Source organism: Stenotrophomonas indicatrix, assembly GCA_041545745.1.
Lineage (GTDB): Bacteria > Pseudomonadota > Gammaproteobacteria > Xanthomonadales > Xanthomonadaceae > Stenotrophomonas > Stenotrophomonas indicatrix_A.
Genome location: CP168152.1, coordinates 1,937,965 through 1,954,860, shown reverse-complemented (window position 1 = coordinate 1,954,860; position 16,896 = coordinate 1,937,965). Strand labels below are relative to the sequence as shown.

Genomic DNA, 16,896 nt, shown 5'->3' with positions numbered 1-16,896 from the left:
AAAACTGTCGAAGGCGGGGTGGGTCCGGTTGCGGGGGTGTAAGCGCCATGGATGGCGCGCCCAAGCCTCCATGGACGGATTCACGGCGGCCCCCGCAACCGGCCCCACCCCGCCATCCCACGGAATGCCCGCTGTTGCTGTTGCTTCGGCAGTTGCTGTTGCTTCGGCTTCGGCCTCTGCAGGTGCCGGGCGCAGCCCGGCCGTAACCCCTACAGCACCCGATACGCGCGCTCGGCCGCATCGAATACATTGCCCGGCGCGAACTGCTCGCCCAGGTAATGCAGTGACTGCCGGTGCTGTTGCAGCGAGCGCTGCGCCGCGCCGGGGCCCAGCAGCATCTGCTCGAACTCGATCAGGTCCTGCAGAATGCGCCAGTGCCGGTACCATGCAATCCAGCGCGGATCACCGAGGTCGCTGCCATACCCCTCGGCGAAGCCCAGCGGATGCTCGCGCCCCCAACGGCCACCCACCGCAGCTCCGACAAACATCAGATCGCGCTCGCGCGGGGCCAGCGCCAGGCCGTCCCAGTCGATCAGGTGCAGCGCGTCGTCCTGCCCCATCAGCAGGTTGCCGGCGTGCAGATCGGTGTGGCACAGGCACAGTGCGGGGGCTTCGTCCTGCAACGCACGACGCAGTGCTTCAGCACGCTGGTGAAGTTCGGCGATGCGCGGCCGCTGTTGCTGCCACAGCGCCAGGAATGCACTGCCGGATCGATCCTGCGCCTGCGCCAACGTCGAGGGATCCTGCAACCACGCGCCCACCGTATCGACCGCCGCGGTTTCAAGCCGCAGCGTCGGCAATGCCTGGCGCAGCGCTGGCGGAATCCCGGCCTCATGCAGGCGCCGCAGCACCTCGCCCAGCCTGCGCCATTGCGCGCGGCTCAGCGGTGCCTCGAAGCCCGATTGCCCTTCGATATAGGGGAACAACGTGAACTGCAGGCCCCAGCGCTGCACCGATGCACCACCGGTCAATGCCGGCCACGGCGCAACGATCTCTTCAATGCCCAACGTGCCACGCAGCCAATGCAGGCTGTCCCACACCGCTGGCGCAACCTGGAAGTTGCGGCACTTCAACCACCAGTGGTCGTGGCGGGCATCGATGCGGAACACGCACGCGTTGGCATCGGCGCCCACCGGACGCGGCACCACCGCTGTCGCGTTGATGTCGTAGGACTGCTGCAGGACTTCAACGATCTGCTGCGCCGAAGCGAATGACATGGATGCAGGCGTGCTCTGATGACGACACCTACTATCGCAGATGGCCCTGCATCCGCACAGGCAAACGGGTCACAACATTGGTTCCTGCGACAAAAGAACTAGCCGGCGACGCGCCGCATGACCGCTTCCAACGGGCCGCGCGCGAACTGCCACGACCACAACCAGGCCGCTGCCGTAGCCAGCATCACGAACAGCAACGCGGCCATCAACACCCACGACAGGCTTGCACTGCCATCAAGCAGACCGATCGATTCCAGCACGCCCATGCCAATCAGGATGTGCGCCACGTACAGGCTCAGCGTCATCCGTCCGGCAGCAGTGAACGGCTCCAGCCAATCGCCGGGATGCAGCCGCACCAGCCACAGACACGCGGCGATCAGTCCGCACGCCGCGCCTGCGCCGGTCAGCAGATACGCCGGACCGGGCGGCATCGGCTGCGTCGCCAACCACGTCTGCCACGCGGTGCCCTGGCCCCACTGCTGCAACGCCTGGCCGGCGCCCATCAACAACAGGCCGAGCAGCAGCAGGGTACGCTGCACCCGTGGCTGCGACAGCGGCAGCCGCGCCAGCAGCATGCCCAGCAGGAAGAAGCACAGCCACGGCAACACGGGATGGAAACCGTTGAACAGCAGGTTGCGCATCGCACCCGGCCACTGCCACAGACCTTCGTAAGCCAACGCCTGCCAGTTCCATCCCGCGTTGTAGTCCCAGTGCAGCAGGGCCCAGAACGAGACCATTGCCAGGGTCGCCATGCTGCCCAGCAGAACACGGGGAGACGCGCGCAGCCACAGCACTGCCACCGCGAAATACACCGCGTAGTAGTGCAGGATGTCAGCAGGAAACACGGTCAGGTTGAGCAGGCCGAGTACGGCCAGGAACACGGCCCGCCGCCAGGTCTGCACGCTCGCCTGCCACCACGCTTGTCGCTGCGTGGCCAGCATCAACCCCACCCCGGCCAGCGTCACGAAGGTTGCCGAGGCCTTGCCTTCCAGCAAGCGGAAGAATCCAGCAAGCAACCCGCCGCCGTCGGCTTCAACGGCCATCGCCAGACGGAAATTGACCAGCACCATGCCGGCCAGCGCGAGATAGCGCGCGAGGTCCAGCCCGTGCAGCCGTCGATCATCAGTGCTCACGCGCGCCCCCCGAGCAGCGCTGTCAGCAGGCCAGGATCAAGCACGTCGGCATCCGCATCGCGCGCCTCGCCCAACCCCTGCCGCAGCGCATCGCTTTCGATCGCATCCAGCAAGACCTGCGCCTGCAACGCGGCGGGCAGTGCAGGACGGCGGCGCTCACGCCGTGCGACCTGTTGCAGGGCCTCGGCCAAACCGCGTTGCAACTGCGCGCGGTTGCCCGCAAATGCCGCCGCCACCGCTGGATTGCGCGCACTCTCGGCCAGCACTTCCACACTCATCAGCGCCCATTCCGGCTGCCGACACAAGGCGTGGAACTCCTGCAGGAACATCTGCACGTGCGCCCGTTCGCCATTGCAGCCCGTCAACCGCTGCAGCAAAGGCTGCAGTTCATCCTGTTCGGCCTCGGCCGTCGCCAGGATCAGCGCCTCCTTGCCGGGAAAGTGGTTGTAAAGATTGCCCAGGCTTACCCCCGCCGCCTGCGCGATGTCGCGCATGCTGGCCTGGTGGAAGCCTTTCACCAGGAAACACTGCAGGGCGGCCTGCAGGATCTGCGAGGCACGTTGTTCGTTGCGGTCGGTTCGGTTCATGTCGCAGACAATGAACGAACGTTCGTCCATTTTACAGGCCTGCCAACGCCCTCGGCCAGTTGCCGTTCAGACCGCTGCGCTTGATCCTGCCGCGCCGTACAGCGCCTGCGGACTTGGTGACATGCTCCCAGGCCTAGACCGCGTAGAAGCCCAGGAACATCGCCACCGCCGACTCTGCCACGCGCGTGCGTTCGGCCTGTGCCAGCACTGCCTGACCCATCGTCACCTGCGGCCAGAACGCGAAGCTCTTCACCAGGCCCTGCAGCTGATGGCCGGCGAATTCCGCATCGACCTCGCGCAGCCGCCCATCGGCAATCGCCGCACGGATCCACGCGCTGATCCCACTCTCCTTCTCGCCCATGCGGCAGACGATCGCCTGCGCTCGCTCGGGCGAATGGATGATCTCGGCCATCGCCACCCGCGCCAGATCGATGAAGTTGGCATCACCCAGCAGGTCCAGCTTCTGCCGCAGCAGCTGCAGCAACTGCACGTCCAGCGGCTGGTCGGCACGGTACGGCAACTCGACGCTGGCCACGCTGCTTTGCCACAGCTCTTCCAGGATCAGCGCGAACAGTTCTTCCTTGCTCGGGAAGTGGTTGTAGACGGTGCGCTTGGAGACGCCAGCCACTGCCGCGATGCGATCCATGCTGGTCGCCTCGTAGCCGGCCGACCGGAACTCCTCCACCGCCGCGCGGACAATGGCCTCGCGTTTGCGGTCGGTAAGGCGTTGCGGGGCACGGGACATGGCGGGACCAGACAGCTGAACGGATGTCTCTATTTTACACCCTGCAGTGTACTTTCCGAAATCTGGAAACTACACTGTGCAGTGTACCCTGCGGACGTCACCCATGAAGCGCCTGCTCCTTGTCCTCCTGCTCGGAATCCTCGCCGTGACCGCTTATACCTTCTGCAAATCCTGGTCCCTCCCCGACTTCCCCGATTCGCCGCAGTACCGCGAAGGCAGGTTCCGCAATGCCCTGCCGAAGCCGGCGATGGGCCTGCGCGACGGCCTGGAGATCTGGTGGACCTTCCTGTTCAACAAGCCCAAGGGCACCGTACCCAACCACCCCATTCCGGTGCAGACGCTGGACCGCGCCACGCTGGACGCAGCACCCGACCGCAGCCTGTTCCGGCTCGGCCATTCGACGATCCTGCTGAAGCTGCGCGGCCAGTACTGGCTGACCGATCCGGTGTTCTCCGAACGCGCCTCACCGGTGCAATGGATGGGCCCGGCGCGCTTTCATGCACCGCCGATCAGCATCGACGAACTGCCGCCGATTACCGGCGTCATCCTCTCGCACAACCACTACGACCACCTCGACCACGCGGCTGTGATGAAGCTGGCCGGCAAGACCGCGCGCTTCATCGCACCGCTGGGTGTGGGCGACCAGCTGATTGCCTGGGGCGTGGATGCGGCCAAGGTCGAGCAGCTGGACTGGTGGCAGTCCACCGAAGCCGCTGGCCTGCGCCTGACCGCCACGCCCGGCCAGCATTTCTCCGGCCGCGGCCTGGGTGACAGCGATCGCAGCCTGTGGGCCTCGTGGGTGATCCAGGACGGCGACTTCCGCATCTTCTTCAGCGGCGACACCGGCTACTTCGATGGCTTCAAGGCCATCGGCGAAAAGTACGGTCCGTTCGACCTGACGATGATCGAAACCGGCGCCTACGATCAACGCTGGGCGTTCGTGCACATGCAGCCCGAACAGACCCTGCAGGCGCACCTGGACCTGCGCGGCAAGTGGCTGCTGCCGATCCACAACGGCACCTTCGACCTGGCCCTGCACGAGTGGCAGCAGCCGTTCGAACGCATCAGCGCATTGGCTGCAGCGAAGAACGTGCCGGTGGCCACGCCGATGATGGGCGAGGCACTGGACATGCAGGCACCGACCGCTGGAACGCGCTGGTGGGAGCGGGTGGAACTGTAGCGGCCTGTCGCGCAGCGACCCTCAGCCGGGATGGCTAACCAGCCGCTCCTGCTCCTTCGCCACATTGATCTGAAGCGCCGCAGCAGCGAGCTCCGCCAGCTCGCTGCTGACCTTCTGGCTGCCGCGCGCCTGCATCCACGAGAGAATATCGGTCAGGTGCCAGATCGACGCGCTGCCTTCGTGCACCGGTGCCGGAAACGTCTGCGGGTGCGCGAGCAGCAACTTGCGCATGTTCCGCCGTGACATGCCCAGCAGATCAGCAACATCCGTCAGACCCACCAGATCGGGACTGACTTCGATCAGTTCTGCACCGGGTACGGCACGCTGGACGTCTGCCAGCGCGGAGTGAATCGCCTCGGCGGCACTGCTCGCTTCACGACAGAATTCCAGCGCCAGCCTTGCCACGCTCCCTACGCCCAGCAATGCATCTCCACATCCAGCATCGAGCAGGCGCCGCTCGAGGGCACCTTGATCAATCGAGGTATCAGGCAAGTGGTGTCTGAGGGTGAAGTTGAATTCCATCTTCAATGGACCTGCGTCTCCCTGAGTTCACTGAGGGCGGCTACAACGCGTGCCGCTGGACTGCCGAACCTACAGAATCTCCGTCGCGTTTCCAGAGGCGAATGCGCCATTCACGGTTCGAGGTGAACTCGCAACCCTGCCTCACCCTCGGCCAACTCCGGCCGCAGCTCCAGCGACGGGATCAGATAATCCCCAGCGTTCTGCCGCCGGTAAGCAATCACCGGATCGCTCGCCAACCCATCCAGCCGCGCCCCCAACCCCTCCAGCACAGCAGGCAATGACGCCTCATCGATACGACTGCTGCGGTAGATCACATGCGCGGGCAGCACGTCAAAGCCGGGATAGAACAGGATGCCGTGCTGGATCGGGAACAGCACATCGTCGATCGGCCCATTGATGCCGCGCGGACCGTAGTGCGACTCCCAGCCGCCGGTGGTCACCACCAGCATCGCGCGCTTGCCGGACATCGCACCTTCGCCATAGCGGTCGCCCCAGTGCCGATCGGAATGTTCGCCCACGCCATACGCAAAACCGTAGGCGTACACGCGGTCCACCCAACCTTTGAGGATGGCCGGCATCGAGAACCACCACAGCGGAAACTGCAGGATCACCGCGTCGGCCCAGCGCAGTTTTTCCTGCTCGGCGGCGATGTCAGGACTCTGGCGGCCGGTGGTGAACGCTTCGCGCGAATCCAGTGAAGCGTGGAACGGCAGCGAAGGATCCCGCCCGACGTGATCGTCGGCGTCGATCTGCGCCTTCCATTGCATGGCATGCAGATCGGACACCTGCACGGTGTGGCCGGCGCGTCGCAGGTGCTCGACGGTGAAGGTCTTCAAGGTGCCATTGAGCGAGGTCGGTTCGGGGTGGGCGTAGACAATCAGAACGTTCATGGTGGTACCAGGGGGGAATGCCAGCCATATTGGGCGCCGCCACGCTATAGTTGAAATGAATTCCTGCAATCCCCGGCATTGCCATGGACAATATCCTGCATCGCGTCGACCTCAACCTGCTGGTAACCCTGCAGGCCTTGCTGGAAGAGCAGAACGTCACCCGCGCGGCCGAACGCCTGCATCTGGCCCAGCCCACTGTCAGCGTGCAGCTGGCGCGCCTGCGCCACCTGTTCGATGATCCGCTGCTGCTGCCGGGCCCACGCGGCATGCGTGCCACCGCACGGGCCGATGCACTGCGCGAACCGTTGGCCGAGGCACTGGCTGCACTGCAGCGCGCGGTCGCGCCGGTACAGGCGTTCGATCCCGCCCAGGCCACGCAGACCTGGCGGATCATGGCGTCGGACTTCGGCGAAACCACGATCGTCCTGCCGGCGTTGGCCGACCTGCGCCAGCGTGCACCCGGCACGCGCCTGGCCGTGGTCAGCCTGGCACCGTCGCAGATGGTCGCGCAGAGCGAGCGCGGCGAGATCGATCTCGCGCTCCACATCACTTCAGACGCACCTCCGTCCCTGCACCATCGCCCGCTGTTCCAGGAGCGCTACGTACTGGCCGGGCGCCGCGATCACCCACGACTCAAGCGGCGGCCGACGCTGAAGCAGTTCTGCGCGCTGGACCACGTGATCGTGTCACCTGACGGCGGCGGCTTCCATGGCGGCACCGACAGCGCGTTGGCGCATGTAGGCGCGCGTCGCAACGTGGTGCTGTCGGTGCCGCACTTCCTGTTCCTGCGCAGCGTGCTGCTGCGCACGGACCTGGTGGCGATGATGCCCTCGCGCCTGGTCGCGCAGGACCCGGCCTTGAGGGCGGTTGCGGCGCCCATTGATGTGCCCGGGTTCGAGATGGTGATGCTCTGGCACGAACGCGTGCATCGCGATCCGGCGCATCGCTGGTTGCGCGAGCGGATCTGTGCGCATTCATGAAAAGTCGCGCCAGGAAGCGCCCGGAAAATATTGCGACGCGTCATGTAACCGATTACATCCCTTGCTAGCGTAGGCCCGCCCGTTCCGGGCCCTGCCGATGTGAGGCCTTCGCGATGACGTTGTGCGCTGACCGCTGGACCGCTCCCTGCCCGCCGAACCGGCGCCTTGCACTGGCCCTGCTGCTGCCGACCCTCGCGCTGGCTGCAGCCGTAAGCGCACAGAACCTGCCGCCTCGTGCGCAATGGCAGGCCAGCGCGTCATCGCAGCAGGTTCCGGCGATGGCGATCAGCCACCTGATCGACAGCGATCCGAAGACGGTGACCGGTGGCGCGTTCAGTCCCGGCCATTGGTTCCAGATCGATCTCGGCAAACCGGCGATGCTGGCCGGTACCCGCCTCACCTGGGATGTCTCCAACCCCGAAGGCTATTCGCTGCAGACCTCGCTCGACGGCAAGCAGTGGCAGAGCGCCTACGTCATGGGCGATTCGCTGGGCGGCACCGAAACCCTGTACTTCGCACCGCGCCAGGCCCGCTACCTGCGCCTGGCCAGCCCGCAGCGCACCTCCGACTGGGGCGTATCCATCTTCGAAATGGAACCGCTCGACACCGCGCTCACTGCACGCGTGACCGGTCTGGATGCCGCCCAGTCCGCTGCGCTGTGGCAGGGTGGCGGCTCGGTTGCCATCCCCGCGGGCAAAGCCGGCGTGCATACGCTCGACATCGCCCTGCCCCGCGCGCAGCCAAGCACCGGGCTGGCGGTGGACTGGGCCAACGTGCACGGCGCTGCACGCCTGCAGGCGCAGGACGCGCAAGGCCGCTGGCACGAACTGGCGCACGATGCGCAGGCAGCGAGCCGGCAGCAGAGCTGGCTGGCGGCCGGCGCGCCACTCAACATCAAGGCGCTGCGGCTGACCGTGGAAGGCGATGCACCGCAGATCAAACGCCTCCGCCTGCTCGGCCCGAAGGCGGTGATGACGCCGATGAAGCGCTACCAGATCGCCGCCAGCGGCGCGCAGCGCGCCTTGTTCCCCGCGTCGCTGCACATGCAGCAGACCTACTGGACCGCAGTGGGTGTGCACGCGGGCCGGCAGAAATCGATCTTCGACGAATACGGCAACATCGAGGCCTACAAGGGCGCACCGCTGGTGCAGCCGATCTGGCGCAGTGCCGATGGCCGCGCGGCGGGTGCCGCCGAACACCCCGTGCAGCACGCCCTTCGCGATGGCTGGAAGCCGATGCCGTCTGCCACGTGGTCACCGCAGACCGGGCTGGAACTGCGTAGCGAAGCCTTTGCCATCGAGCGCGACGGGCAACCGGTCACCTTCGTGCGCCATCGCCTGCGCAACACCGGCAGTTCAGCCATCGAAGGCACGCTGACCCTCGCAGTGCGACCGATGCAGATGAATCCGCCGTGGCAGAACGGTGGCCTGTCGCCGATCCGCCAGGTGGCCGTCGAAGGCAACAGCGTGCGCGTCAATGACCGCACGCTGCTGCAGTCACTCACTGCGGTGGATGCCGCAGGCGCCGCGCCTTTCGGCAACGCGGGCGACACCGAGATCACATCGGCCATCGCCAGCGGACAACTGCCTGCCACACAGCAGGCAAGCGATGCTGCAGGCTTGGCTGCGGCGGCGTTGAGCTACCGCATCAGCCTGGCACCGGGTGCCAGCGATGCGGTGGTGGTGGCCTTCCCGCTCGGTACCGCCACCGCCGATGCCAATGGAGTGCTGCCGCAAGCACCGGCCCTCAACTTCGCGTCGCTACCGCGCGACGGTGACAAGGCCTTCGACACGCTGGCCAGCCGTGCCTCCGCCGATTGGCAGGCACGCCTGGGCCAGGTGGGTCTGCGCCTGCCCGATCCTTCGCTGGTGGACATGCTGCGCGCGCAGGCCGCGTACATGCTGATCAACCAGACCGGCCCGGCGATGCAGCCCGGCCCGCGCAACTACAACCGCTCCTTCATCCGCGATGGCATGGCCACCTCGGCCGTGCTGCTGCGCATGGGCGAAGCCAAGGTCGCGCGTGACTACCTGGCCTGGTACAGCGAACACGGCGTGCACGGCAACGGCCTGGTGTCGCCCATCCTCAACGATGATGGCAGCGTCAATACCGGCTTCGGCTCGGACATCGAGTACGACAGCCAGGGCCAGTACGTCACCCTCGTTGCCGACGTCGCGCGGCTGGATGGCGGGCCGGAAAGCGTGCGTGCCTACCTGCCCAAGGTGAAGGCCGCGCTGCGCTTCCTGCAGGAACTGCGCGAACGCACGCTGGTGCCGGGCTACATGGCCGACCAGCCCGCACCGGAGCGCTTCGCCGGCATTCTTGCGCCGTCGATCAGCCACGAAGGCTACCCCTCACCCACCCACAGCTACTGGGACGACTACTGGGGCCTGAAGGGCTGGCATGACGGCGCGTGGCTGGCCGAATCACTGGGCGACCACGAAACCGCCACGTGGGCGCGCGAACAGTACAAGGCGCTGTATGACGCACTGCATGCCTCGATCCGCGCGACGATGTCATGGAAGGGCATCGACTTCATTCCGTCATCGGCCGACCTCGGCGACGGCGACCCGACCGGTGTGTCGATCGCGCTGGACCCGACCGGCGCACAGAGCGTGCTGCCCGCCGAGGCCCTGCGCACCACCTTCGCCCGTTACCTGGACGATGTGCGCAAGCGAAACCAGCCCGGTGCGCTGTATGCCTACACGCCGTACGAAATCCGCAACGTGCTGAGCTACGTGCACCTGGGCCAGCCTGAAGCGGCCGATGAGCTGCTGCAGGGCCTGCTGCACGACCGCAGGCCGCTGGAATGGCAGGTGCTGGCCGAGGTCGTGCATTCGCGGTTGCGCTTCCCGCGCTACCTGGGCGACATGCCGCACACCTGGATCGGCGCCGAATACGGCCGCACCCTGTTCGGCATGCTGATGCGCGAGGACGATGATGCGCTGTCGCTGCTGCCGGGTACGCCGCCTTCCTGGGTGGCTGGTGAAGGCCTGGCCGTGGACCGCCTGCCCACTGCTTATGGCACCCTGCAGATGCAGGCGCGGCAGCGCGACGGCAACCTGACCGTGTCGCTCGGCAAGGGGCTGCGCAAGGGCACGCCGGTACGCGTATGGTGGCCCAGCCGTTCCCTGCCCAAGGACGTGCGCGTGGATGGGCGATCGGTAAGGAACTTCGACAAGGACGGCGTGCTGCTCGATGGCCCGTTCCGCACCTTGGAGGCACGTTGGCAGTAATGCCGATGCAGGAACCGAAGTGATCGAACTTCTACTCGATGGCAGCCCTGTCGCCGCCGCTACCGACGATCAGCTGGCCAGCGCACTGGCGCTGGCCGCATCCATGCCCCAGTTCGAGCTGTGGGTATCGGTGCCCGACGGTCCATCGCTGTGCATGCTGCGCAATGCCGAGCATGCATGGCTGATGTACCTGCGCGAGCCCGGCGACGACGGCTTCCATTCCTGCGGAAACGAACACCGCGCCGGCAACGCCTACTTCCGGCTCGACAATGGCCAGGTGGATGGCTATCCCCTGGCGTGGTGCATCGGCATCGAGGCGTGCTTCGCCGCGATCAGTTTCTTTCACGGCAATGGAGGCGCCCGCCTGGAACACATCGATTGGCAGCCCTGACCCCGGTAGAGGCCGACCTTGGTCGGCATGCCCCGCCTCGCATTCCGGTGGGTGCCAACCGTTGGTTGGCACGCCCTCCCGTAGATGCCGACCTTGGTCGGCACGCCTTCCGTCGAGCAAGCTCGACGCCTACCAAGCGGCATCGCTAGAACCCCGGCAGCCCCGGCGGATTGGTCTGCGATTGCGGCACTGCTTCTTCGGCCACATTCCAGCGCGCCAGCACCTTCGCGTAGGTACCGCTGCTGATCTGCGTGTTCAGGGCCTGGGTCACCGCATCGGCCAGGCCGCTGCCCTTGCGGGTGGTCACCGAGATCGCCGCCGCATCCGGCCAGCCGCCCGGGAACAGGCCGACCCGGCGCACCTTGCCATCGCGTGCCGAATAGGCGCCGGTGGCATTCGGCTCGAACGACACATCCGCGCGACCGGTGATCACCGCCAGCCGCCCGATCACCGCGTCATCGAAGTACTGGTATTCCACCGGTTTCAGGCCAGCGGCGATGTTCTGCTTGTCCCACTGGCGCAGGATCTGGTCCTGGTTGGTGCTTGCCCCCACCACCACTTTCAGCCCGGCCACGTCGGCGGGCGTGGCGATCTTCTGGATCGGCCCATCGGTGCGGGTATAGATGCCCAGCAGGTCGAAACGGTAACTGGAGAAATCGAACTTCTTCTTGCGCTCTTCAGTAACCGTCACGTTCGACAGCACCGCATCGTACTTGCCCGATTCCAGCCCCAGCGGCCAATCAGCCCAGGCCACCGGCACCACCACCAGCTTCAGGCCGAGGCCATCGGCGATCAATCGTGCGATATCCGGTTCCACGCCCACCACTTCCTTGCTGTCGGCACCGTAGTCGGCCAATGGCAGCTGGCCGGGATGGGTGGCAATGGTGAAGACACCCGGGGTGACGAAACGGTAGCCGGCCGGAATCAGCGCCTGCGCCTTCGGATCGGGCGTGCCCTTCAGTATCTGCGCGTTGCTGGCGGCCAGCGAGGCCGCCGCAACGGGCACGCCATCGGGGCCATGGCGCACGCGCGAGTAGACGATGCCGGCGATGCCGATGACCAGCACACCGAAGATCAGCAGGGTGCTGCGTGCGGGACGTCGGTGCGATGCTGGGCTCATGGGGTTTCTCGAAAGGGGTTACAGGGTCTTGGCCAGGAAATCGGCGGTACGTTGCTGGCGCGGATGTTCAAACAGCGTGTCCGGCGTGCCCTGCTCGATCACCCGGCCCTGGTCCATCATCACCACGTGGTCGGCCACGCGACGGGCGAAGCCCAGTTCGTGGGTGACGATCACCAGCGTGGTGCCGGAACTGGCCAGCTCCTCGATCACGCTCAGCACCTCGGACACCAGCTCCGGGTCCAGCGCGGAGGTCGGCTCGTCGAACAGCAGCACTTTCGGCTGCAGCGCCAGCGCGCGGGCAATGGCCACGCGCTGCTGCTGGCCACCGGACAGCTGGCGTGGGAAGGCATCGGTCTTGTCGGCCAACCCCACCCGCTCCAGCAGCGTGCGTGCCTGCTGCTCGGCCTGTGCCCGCGAAATGCCGCGCACGGCGATGGGCGCTTCGATGATGTTCTCCAGCGCGGTCATGTGCGGGAACAGGTTGAAACCCTGGAACACCATGCCGACTTCCGCGCGGCGCCGGCGGATCTCGCTTTCCGGCAGCTCGTACAGCGTGTCGCCGTCGCGGCGGTAGCCGATCAGCTGGCCGCCCACGGTGACGAAGCCACTGTCAGCGCGTTCAAGATGATTGATCAGCCGCAGCAGCGTGGACTTGCCGGCACCGGACGGACCGATCAGCACGGTTACGCTGCCCGCCTTCAGTTCCAGGTGCACGTCATCCAGCACCGTCTGCTCGCCGAAGGCCTTGCCCACGCCTTGCAGGGACACAGCCGCGCCCGTTCCGGCCTCGATCGGCACGGCGAATGCCGCGCGGCTGGGCACGCGTGCGCTGGCCGGTACCGCCGGGCGCGGTGGCGCCGACGGTACCCGCGACACGCTGCGCTCATGTTGCAGCTGGCCGCGGGCAAAGCGCTGCTCCACCCGCCGTTGCAGCAGCGAAAGCACCGTCAGGATCACCAGGTACCAGACCGTGGCCACCATCAGCAGCGGCACCACCTCCAGGTTGCGGCGGTAGATCACCTGCACGGTGTAGAACAGCTCCGGCAGCGCCAGCACGTAAACCACCGAGGTGCTCTTGGCCAGCCCGATCACATCATTGAACGCCGCCGGCAGGATCGAACGCATCGCCTGCGGCAGGATGATGCGGCGCACCTGGCGACCGCGCGGCAGGCCCAGCGCTGCGGCGGCTTCGTACTGGCCGTGGTCGACCGACAGGATGCCACCACGGATCACCTCGGCCGAGAACGCCGCTTGGTTCAAGGTAAGGCCGAGTACCGCCGCAGTGAACACGCCGATCAACTGCGTGGTCGGGTACGAGAACAGGCTGATGCCGGTGAACGGCACGCCCAGTTCGATGGTGCTGTACAGGTAGCCCAGGTTGTTCAGCAGCAGCAACAGCACCAGCAGCGGAATCGAACGGAACAGCCACACGTAGCCCCACGACACCGCCGACAGCAGCGGTGAGCCGGAGACGCGGGCCAAGGCCAACAGTGTGCCCAGCGCAAAGCCGAGACCGGTGCCGAGCGCGGTCAGCAGCAAGGTCCGCCCCAACCCTTCCAGTACCGGCCGGGCAAAGAACCACTCGGCGAACGTGCCCCAGCCCCAGCGCGGGTTGCCCAGCACCGACTGCAGGCCGATCAGGATCAGCGCGAGTGCCAACACCGTGCCGATCACCTGCAACGGATGCCGGGCCGGCACGATCTTCAGCGCCGTGGCCGGCTGGCGGGGAATGCCCTCGATAACGGTGGACGGTGTGCTCATGCCACCGCTCCGTGCAGTACGATGTCGAGCGCGACGCCCACCTGCGGCTGCGGCACCAGCTGCTTTTCGAACGGCAGATGTGCGATGGTTTCCGGATCCGCATCCAGATCGAACAGCGCGGTGTAGCCGTGGCTGAGGTAAAGGCCGACCGCCTCCGGCTGGCGGAAGCCGGTGGTCAGGAACACGCGCCGATAGCCCTGCCGCGCGGCCTGGTCTTCCAGTTCCTGCAGTACGCGACGGGCGATGCCCTGCCGACGCAGACCAGGCAGCGTCCAGATGCGCTTGAACTCGGCGGTATCCTCATCGCGATGCGGCATGAACGCACCGCCGGAGATCGCCACGCCGTCGCGCAGCAGCAGCACGAACGCACCGACCGGGGCCGCGAATGCCGCCGCCGGATAGCGCTGCAGCTCTTCGCGGGCGCTGCCACCAATGCGTCGGCGCACGTCCGCGTAGCGGTTGTCGTATTCCTGTTCAAGGCCATCGAACAACGGCCGCGCCAACGGGTCGTCCACCGTGGTGTACAGGAAGCGATCGTTGTCGTACCGCACGCTCATGCCAGGTCCTCCACCAGGTAGTGCTCGGCCAGACGCGCCCACAGGCTGGCAGCGGGGGCGATGGCCGCATCGTTGAATACATAGCGCGGGCTGTGCAGCGGCGCGCTGTCACCGTTGCCGACGAACACGAAACTGCCCGGCCGCGCCTGCAGCAGGAAGGCGAAGTCCTCGCTGGCGGTACGCGGTGCGAATGCCTCAACCACCTGCCCTGCGCCGAAGCCCTGTACCGCCACCTCGCGGATGTAGGCCGTCTGCTCCGGGTGGTTGATCACGCTGGGGAAGCCGCGCGGGAATTCGATCTCGGCACGCGCGCCGAACGCGGCGGCGGTTTGTTCGGCAATGTCGGTGACCCGCTGGCGCAAGGTATCGCGCACCTCCGGCAGGTACGCACGCACGGTCAGCTTCAGCTCGACCACATCCGGGATGACATTGGCCGCCTGCCCACCGTGGATCGAACCCACGGTGACCACGCCCATCTGCCGCGGATCGACATTGCGCGATACCACGCTCTGCAGCGCGGTGATGATGTGCGCGGCGGCCAGGATCGGGTCGACGCTGCCCTGCGGCTCGGCGCCGTGACCACCCTTGCCGATCACCCGCAGCCGCGCCCAGTCCACCGAGGCCATCGCCGGTCCGTCGACGAAGCCGAAGTGACCCACCGGCACACCCGGCCAATTGTGCAGGCCATAGATGGCATCGACCGGGAAGCGTTCGAAGAGGCCATCGGCGATCATCTTCGAAGCACCCGACCCGGTTTCCTCGGCCGGCTGGAACACCAGCTGCAACGTGCCATCGAATCGGCCATGGTGCGCCAGGTAGTGGGCGGCCGACAGCAGAATGGCGGTGTGGCCATCGTGGCCGCAAGCGTGCATCAGGCCTTCGCGCTGGCTGGCATAGGCCAGCCCGGATTCTTCATGGATCGGCAGCGCATCGATGTCGGCGCGCAGGCCCAACCGGCGACTGCCCTGCCCGCGCTGCAGCGTACCGACCACGCCGGTGCCACCGATGCCGGTGCTGACCGCGTAGCCCCATTGCTGCAGCAGTTCCGCCACGCGGGCACTGGTGCGGTGTTCTTCGAAGGCCAGTTCCGGGTGCTGGTGCAGGTCATGGCGGATCGCGATGGCCTCGTCGGCACGTGCCGCGATCTCGGGCAGTACGCCCGTTGCCGGCGAATTCCTCCGGGCATGGCCCGGCGCTACCGAGGTATCTCCGCTCATCGCCTTATCCCACCTTCCGCGCCGGCTCGGCGTCGGTCGCATACCGGCTCGCCTTGCGTGGCAGGCCCAGGTGGTCGCGCAGAGTCTCTCCTGCGAGCTCGCTGCGGTGGTAGCCGCGCGCTTCCAGCAAGGGCAGCACCAGGGTCACGAAATCATCCAGGCCTTCGCGCTGCGCGGCGAAGCCGAGGATGAAGCCATCGCTGGCACCGGCGTCGAACCAGAGGATCAGCTCCTCGGCCACATGCTCCGGCGTGCCGATGAAATTCGGCCGCGGGCTGACCGCTTGCAGTGCCACCTGGCGCAGGCTCAGGCCCTGCTCGCGCGCGTCCTGCTTGATGCGGTCGGTGGTGGAGCGGAACGAATTGCTGCCGATCTCACCCAGTTCCGGGAACGGCGCATTCGGGTCGTACTGGCTGAAGTCGTGATGGTCGAAGAAGCGGCCGAGATACGCCAATGCATCGTCCAGCCCGGCCAGCGCGGCAATCGCCTGGTACTTGGCTTCGGCTTCTTCCGCCGTACGGCCAACGATCGGGCCGATGCCCGGGAAGATCTTGACGTCACCGGCGCTGCGGCCATGGGCGATCGCCGAGTTCTTCACCTTCTGGGTGAACGCACGGGTCTCCTCCAGCGACGGCGCGTGGGTGAACACCGCATCGGCGTACTTGCCGGCCAGCGCAATGCCATCGTCGGACGAACCGGCCTGGAAGATCACCGGCTGCCCCTGCGGCGAGCGCTGGATGTTGAGCGGACCTTCCACCTGGAAGAAGCGGCCCTTGTGGTCGAGGCGACGGAACTTCTCCGGTGCGAAGAACGTGCCGCTGTCGCGGTCGCGCACGAACGCATCGTCATCCCACGAATCCCACAGGCCCTGCACCACCTCAAGGTACTCATCGGCAATCTGGTAGCGCAGCGCGTGTTCCGGATGCGGGCGGCCGTAGTTGCGGCCCGAACCTTCCAGCGGCGAGGTCACCACGTTCCAGCCGGCGCGGCCACCGCTGAGCACGTCCAGCGAGGCGAACTGGCGGGCTACGGTGAACGGATCGCTGTACGAGGTGGAAAGCGTGCCGGCCAGGCCGATCTTCTTCGTTGCCGTCGCCAGTGCCGACAGCAGCGAGATCGGCTCGAAACGGTTGAGGAAATGCGGGATCGACTTCTCATTGATGTACAGGCCGTCAGCAACGAAGCCGAAGGCGATGCCGTTGTCCTCGGCGGTGCGCGCGATGTCGATGTAATAGCCCAGGTTGACGCTGGCATCGGGCACGTTGGACGGATGCTTCCAGGCATGCATGTGGCTGCCGGGGCCCTGCAGCATGATGCCGAACGGGATGGGACGCGGGGTCGTGCTCATGGGGTCGCTCCA

At 66.5% G+C, this 16,896-nt stretch carries 15 protein-coding genes; 4 read left to right on the top strand and 11 right to left on the bottom strand.

Annotation, left to right across the window (positions count from 1 at the left end; all coding sequences use genetic code 11):
- Window positions 1–209: 209 nt before the first annotated feature.
- From ACEF39_RS09070 to ACEF39_RS09055, 4 genes are all read right to left on the bottom strand, one after another.
- A complete protein-coding gene (locus ACEF39_RS09070; RefSeq protein ID WP_500287699.1) occupies window positions 210–1,217 on the bottom strand; it encodes a phosphotransferase in 1,008 nt (335 codons plus the stop codon).
- Window positions 1,218–1,315: 98 nt separating this feature from the next.
- On the bottom strand, window positions 1,316–2,350 hold the full coding sequence (locus ACEF39_RS09065) for a DUF418 domain-containing protein (protein ID WP_500287698.1): 1,035 nt from the start codon (window positions 2,348–2,350) through the stop codon (window positions 1,316–1,318).
- Window positions 2,347–2,937, bottom strand: coding sequence for a TetR/AcrR family transcriptional regulator (locus ACEF39_RS09060; RefSeq protein WP_500287697.1), 591 nt, complete (start codon window positions 2,935–2,937; stop codon window positions 2,347–2,349). The genes ACEF39_RS09065 and ACEF39_RS09060 overlap by 4 nt, the downstream gene beginning before the upstream one ends.
- 133 nt (window positions 2,938–3,070) lie before the next feature.
- Window positions 3,071–3,682, bottom strand: a complete 612-nt coding sequence (locus ACEF39_RS09055) for a TetR/AcrR family transcriptional regulator (protein ID WP_500287696.1) — start codon at window positions 3,680–3,682, stop codon at window positions 3,071–3,073.
- A 103-nt stretch (window positions 3,683–3,785) separates the two neighbouring features.
- Here ACEF39_RS09055 and ACEF39_RS09050 point away from each other — a divergent pair, with 103 nt between their 5' ends.
- Complete coding sequence (locus ACEF39_RS09050) at window positions 3,786–4,862, top strand: MBL fold metallo-hydrolase (protein WP_500287695.1); 1,077 nt, start codon at window positions 3,786–3,788, stop codon at window positions 4,860–4,862.
- A gap of 21 nt (window positions 4,863–4,883) precedes the next feature.
- Here the strand turns inward: ACEF39_RS09050 and ACEF39_RS09045 are convergent, their stop codons facing one another.
- A complete protein-coding gene (locus ACEF39_RS09045; protein ID WP_500287694.1) occupies window positions 4,884–5,384 on the bottom strand; it encodes a helix-turn-helix transcriptional regulator in 501 nt (166 codons plus the stop codon).
- A 110-nt stretch (window positions 5,385–5,494) separates the two neighbouring features.
- A complete protein-coding gene (locus ACEF39_RS09040; protein ID WP_500287693.1) occupies window positions 5,495–6,274 on the bottom strand; it encodes an NAD(P)H-dependent oxidoreductase in 780 nt (259 codons plus the stop codon).
- An 83-nt stretch (window positions 6,275–6,357) separates the two neighbouring features.
- Between ACEF39_RS09040 and ACEF39_RS09035 the strand changes: the two genes are divergently transcribed.
- The 3 genes from ACEF39_RS09035 to ACEF39_RS09025 all read left to right on the top strand — a co-directional run bounded on the left by ACEF39_RS09035 (window position 6,358) and on the right by ACEF39_RS09025 (window position 10,881).
- Complete coding sequence (locus tag ACEF39_RS09035; RefSeq protein WP_500287692.1) at window positions 6,358–7,254, top strand: LysR family transcriptional regulator; 897 nt, start codon at window positions 6,358–6,360, stop codon at window positions 7,252–7,254.
- Between the two features lie 113 nt (window positions 7,255–7,367).
- A complete protein-coding gene (locus ACEF39_RS09030; protein ID WP_500287691.1) occupies window positions 7,368–10,490 on the top strand; it encodes a discoidin domain-containing protein in 3,123 nt (1,040 codons plus the stop codon).
- A 19-nt stretch (window positions 10,491–10,509) separates the two neighbouring features.
- The gene (locus tag ACEF39_RS09025; RefSeq protein ID WP_500287690.1) at window positions 10,510–10,881 is read left to right on the top strand and encodes a hypothetical protein; all 372 of its coding nucleotides are present in this window, start codon (window positions 10,510–10,512) and stop codon (window positions 10,879–10,881) included.
- Window positions 10,882–11,026: 145 nt separating this feature from the next.
- Here the strand turns inward: ACEF39_RS09025 and ACEF39_RS09020 are convergent, their stop codons facing one another.
- Genes ACEF39_RS09020 through ACEF39_RS09000 form a run of 5 tightly spaced genes read right to left on the bottom strand, consistent with a single transcriptional unit; the run spans window position 11,027 to window position 16,884 of the window.
- Window positions 11,027–12,001 carry an ABC transporter substrate-binding protein gene (locus ACEF39_RS09020; RefSeq protein WP_500287689.1) on the bottom strand — a complete coding sequence of 325 codons (975 nt, stop codon included), beginning with the start codon at window positions 11,999–12,001 and terminating at the stop codon, window positions 11,027–11,029.
- 18 nt (window positions 12,002–12,019) lie between these two features.
- Complete coding sequence (locus ACEF39_RS09015; RefSeq protein ID WP_500287688.1) at window positions 12,020–13,762, bottom strand: amino acid ABC transporter permease/ATP-binding protein; 1,743 nt, start codon at window positions 13,760–13,762, stop codon at window positions 12,020–12,022.
- Entirely contained in the window at window positions 13,759–14,319 is a 561-nt protein-coding gene (locus tag ACEF39_RS09010) for a GNAT family N-acetyltransferase (protein WP_500287687.1), read from the bottom strand. The genes ACEF39_RS09015 and ACEF39_RS09010 overlap by 4 nt, the downstream gene beginning before the upstream one ends.
- The gene (locus tag ACEF39_RS09005) at window positions 14,316–15,536 is read right to left on the bottom strand and encodes a M20 aminoacylase family protein (RefSeq protein WP_500287686.1); all 1,221 of its coding nucleotides are present in this window, start codon (window positions 15,534–15,536) and stop codon (window positions 14,316–14,318) included. The genes ACEF39_RS09010 and ACEF39_RS09005 overlap by 4 nt, the downstream gene beginning before the upstream one ends.
- Before the next feature lie 4 nt (window positions 15,537–15,540).
- On the bottom strand, window positions 15,541–16,884 hold the full coding sequence (locus ACEF39_RS09000; RefSeq protein ID WP_500287685.1) for an LLM class flavin-dependent oxidoreductase: 1,344 nt from the start codon (window positions 16,882–16,884) through the stop codon (window positions 15,541–15,543).
- Window positions 16,885–16,896: the final 12 nt, after the last annotated feature.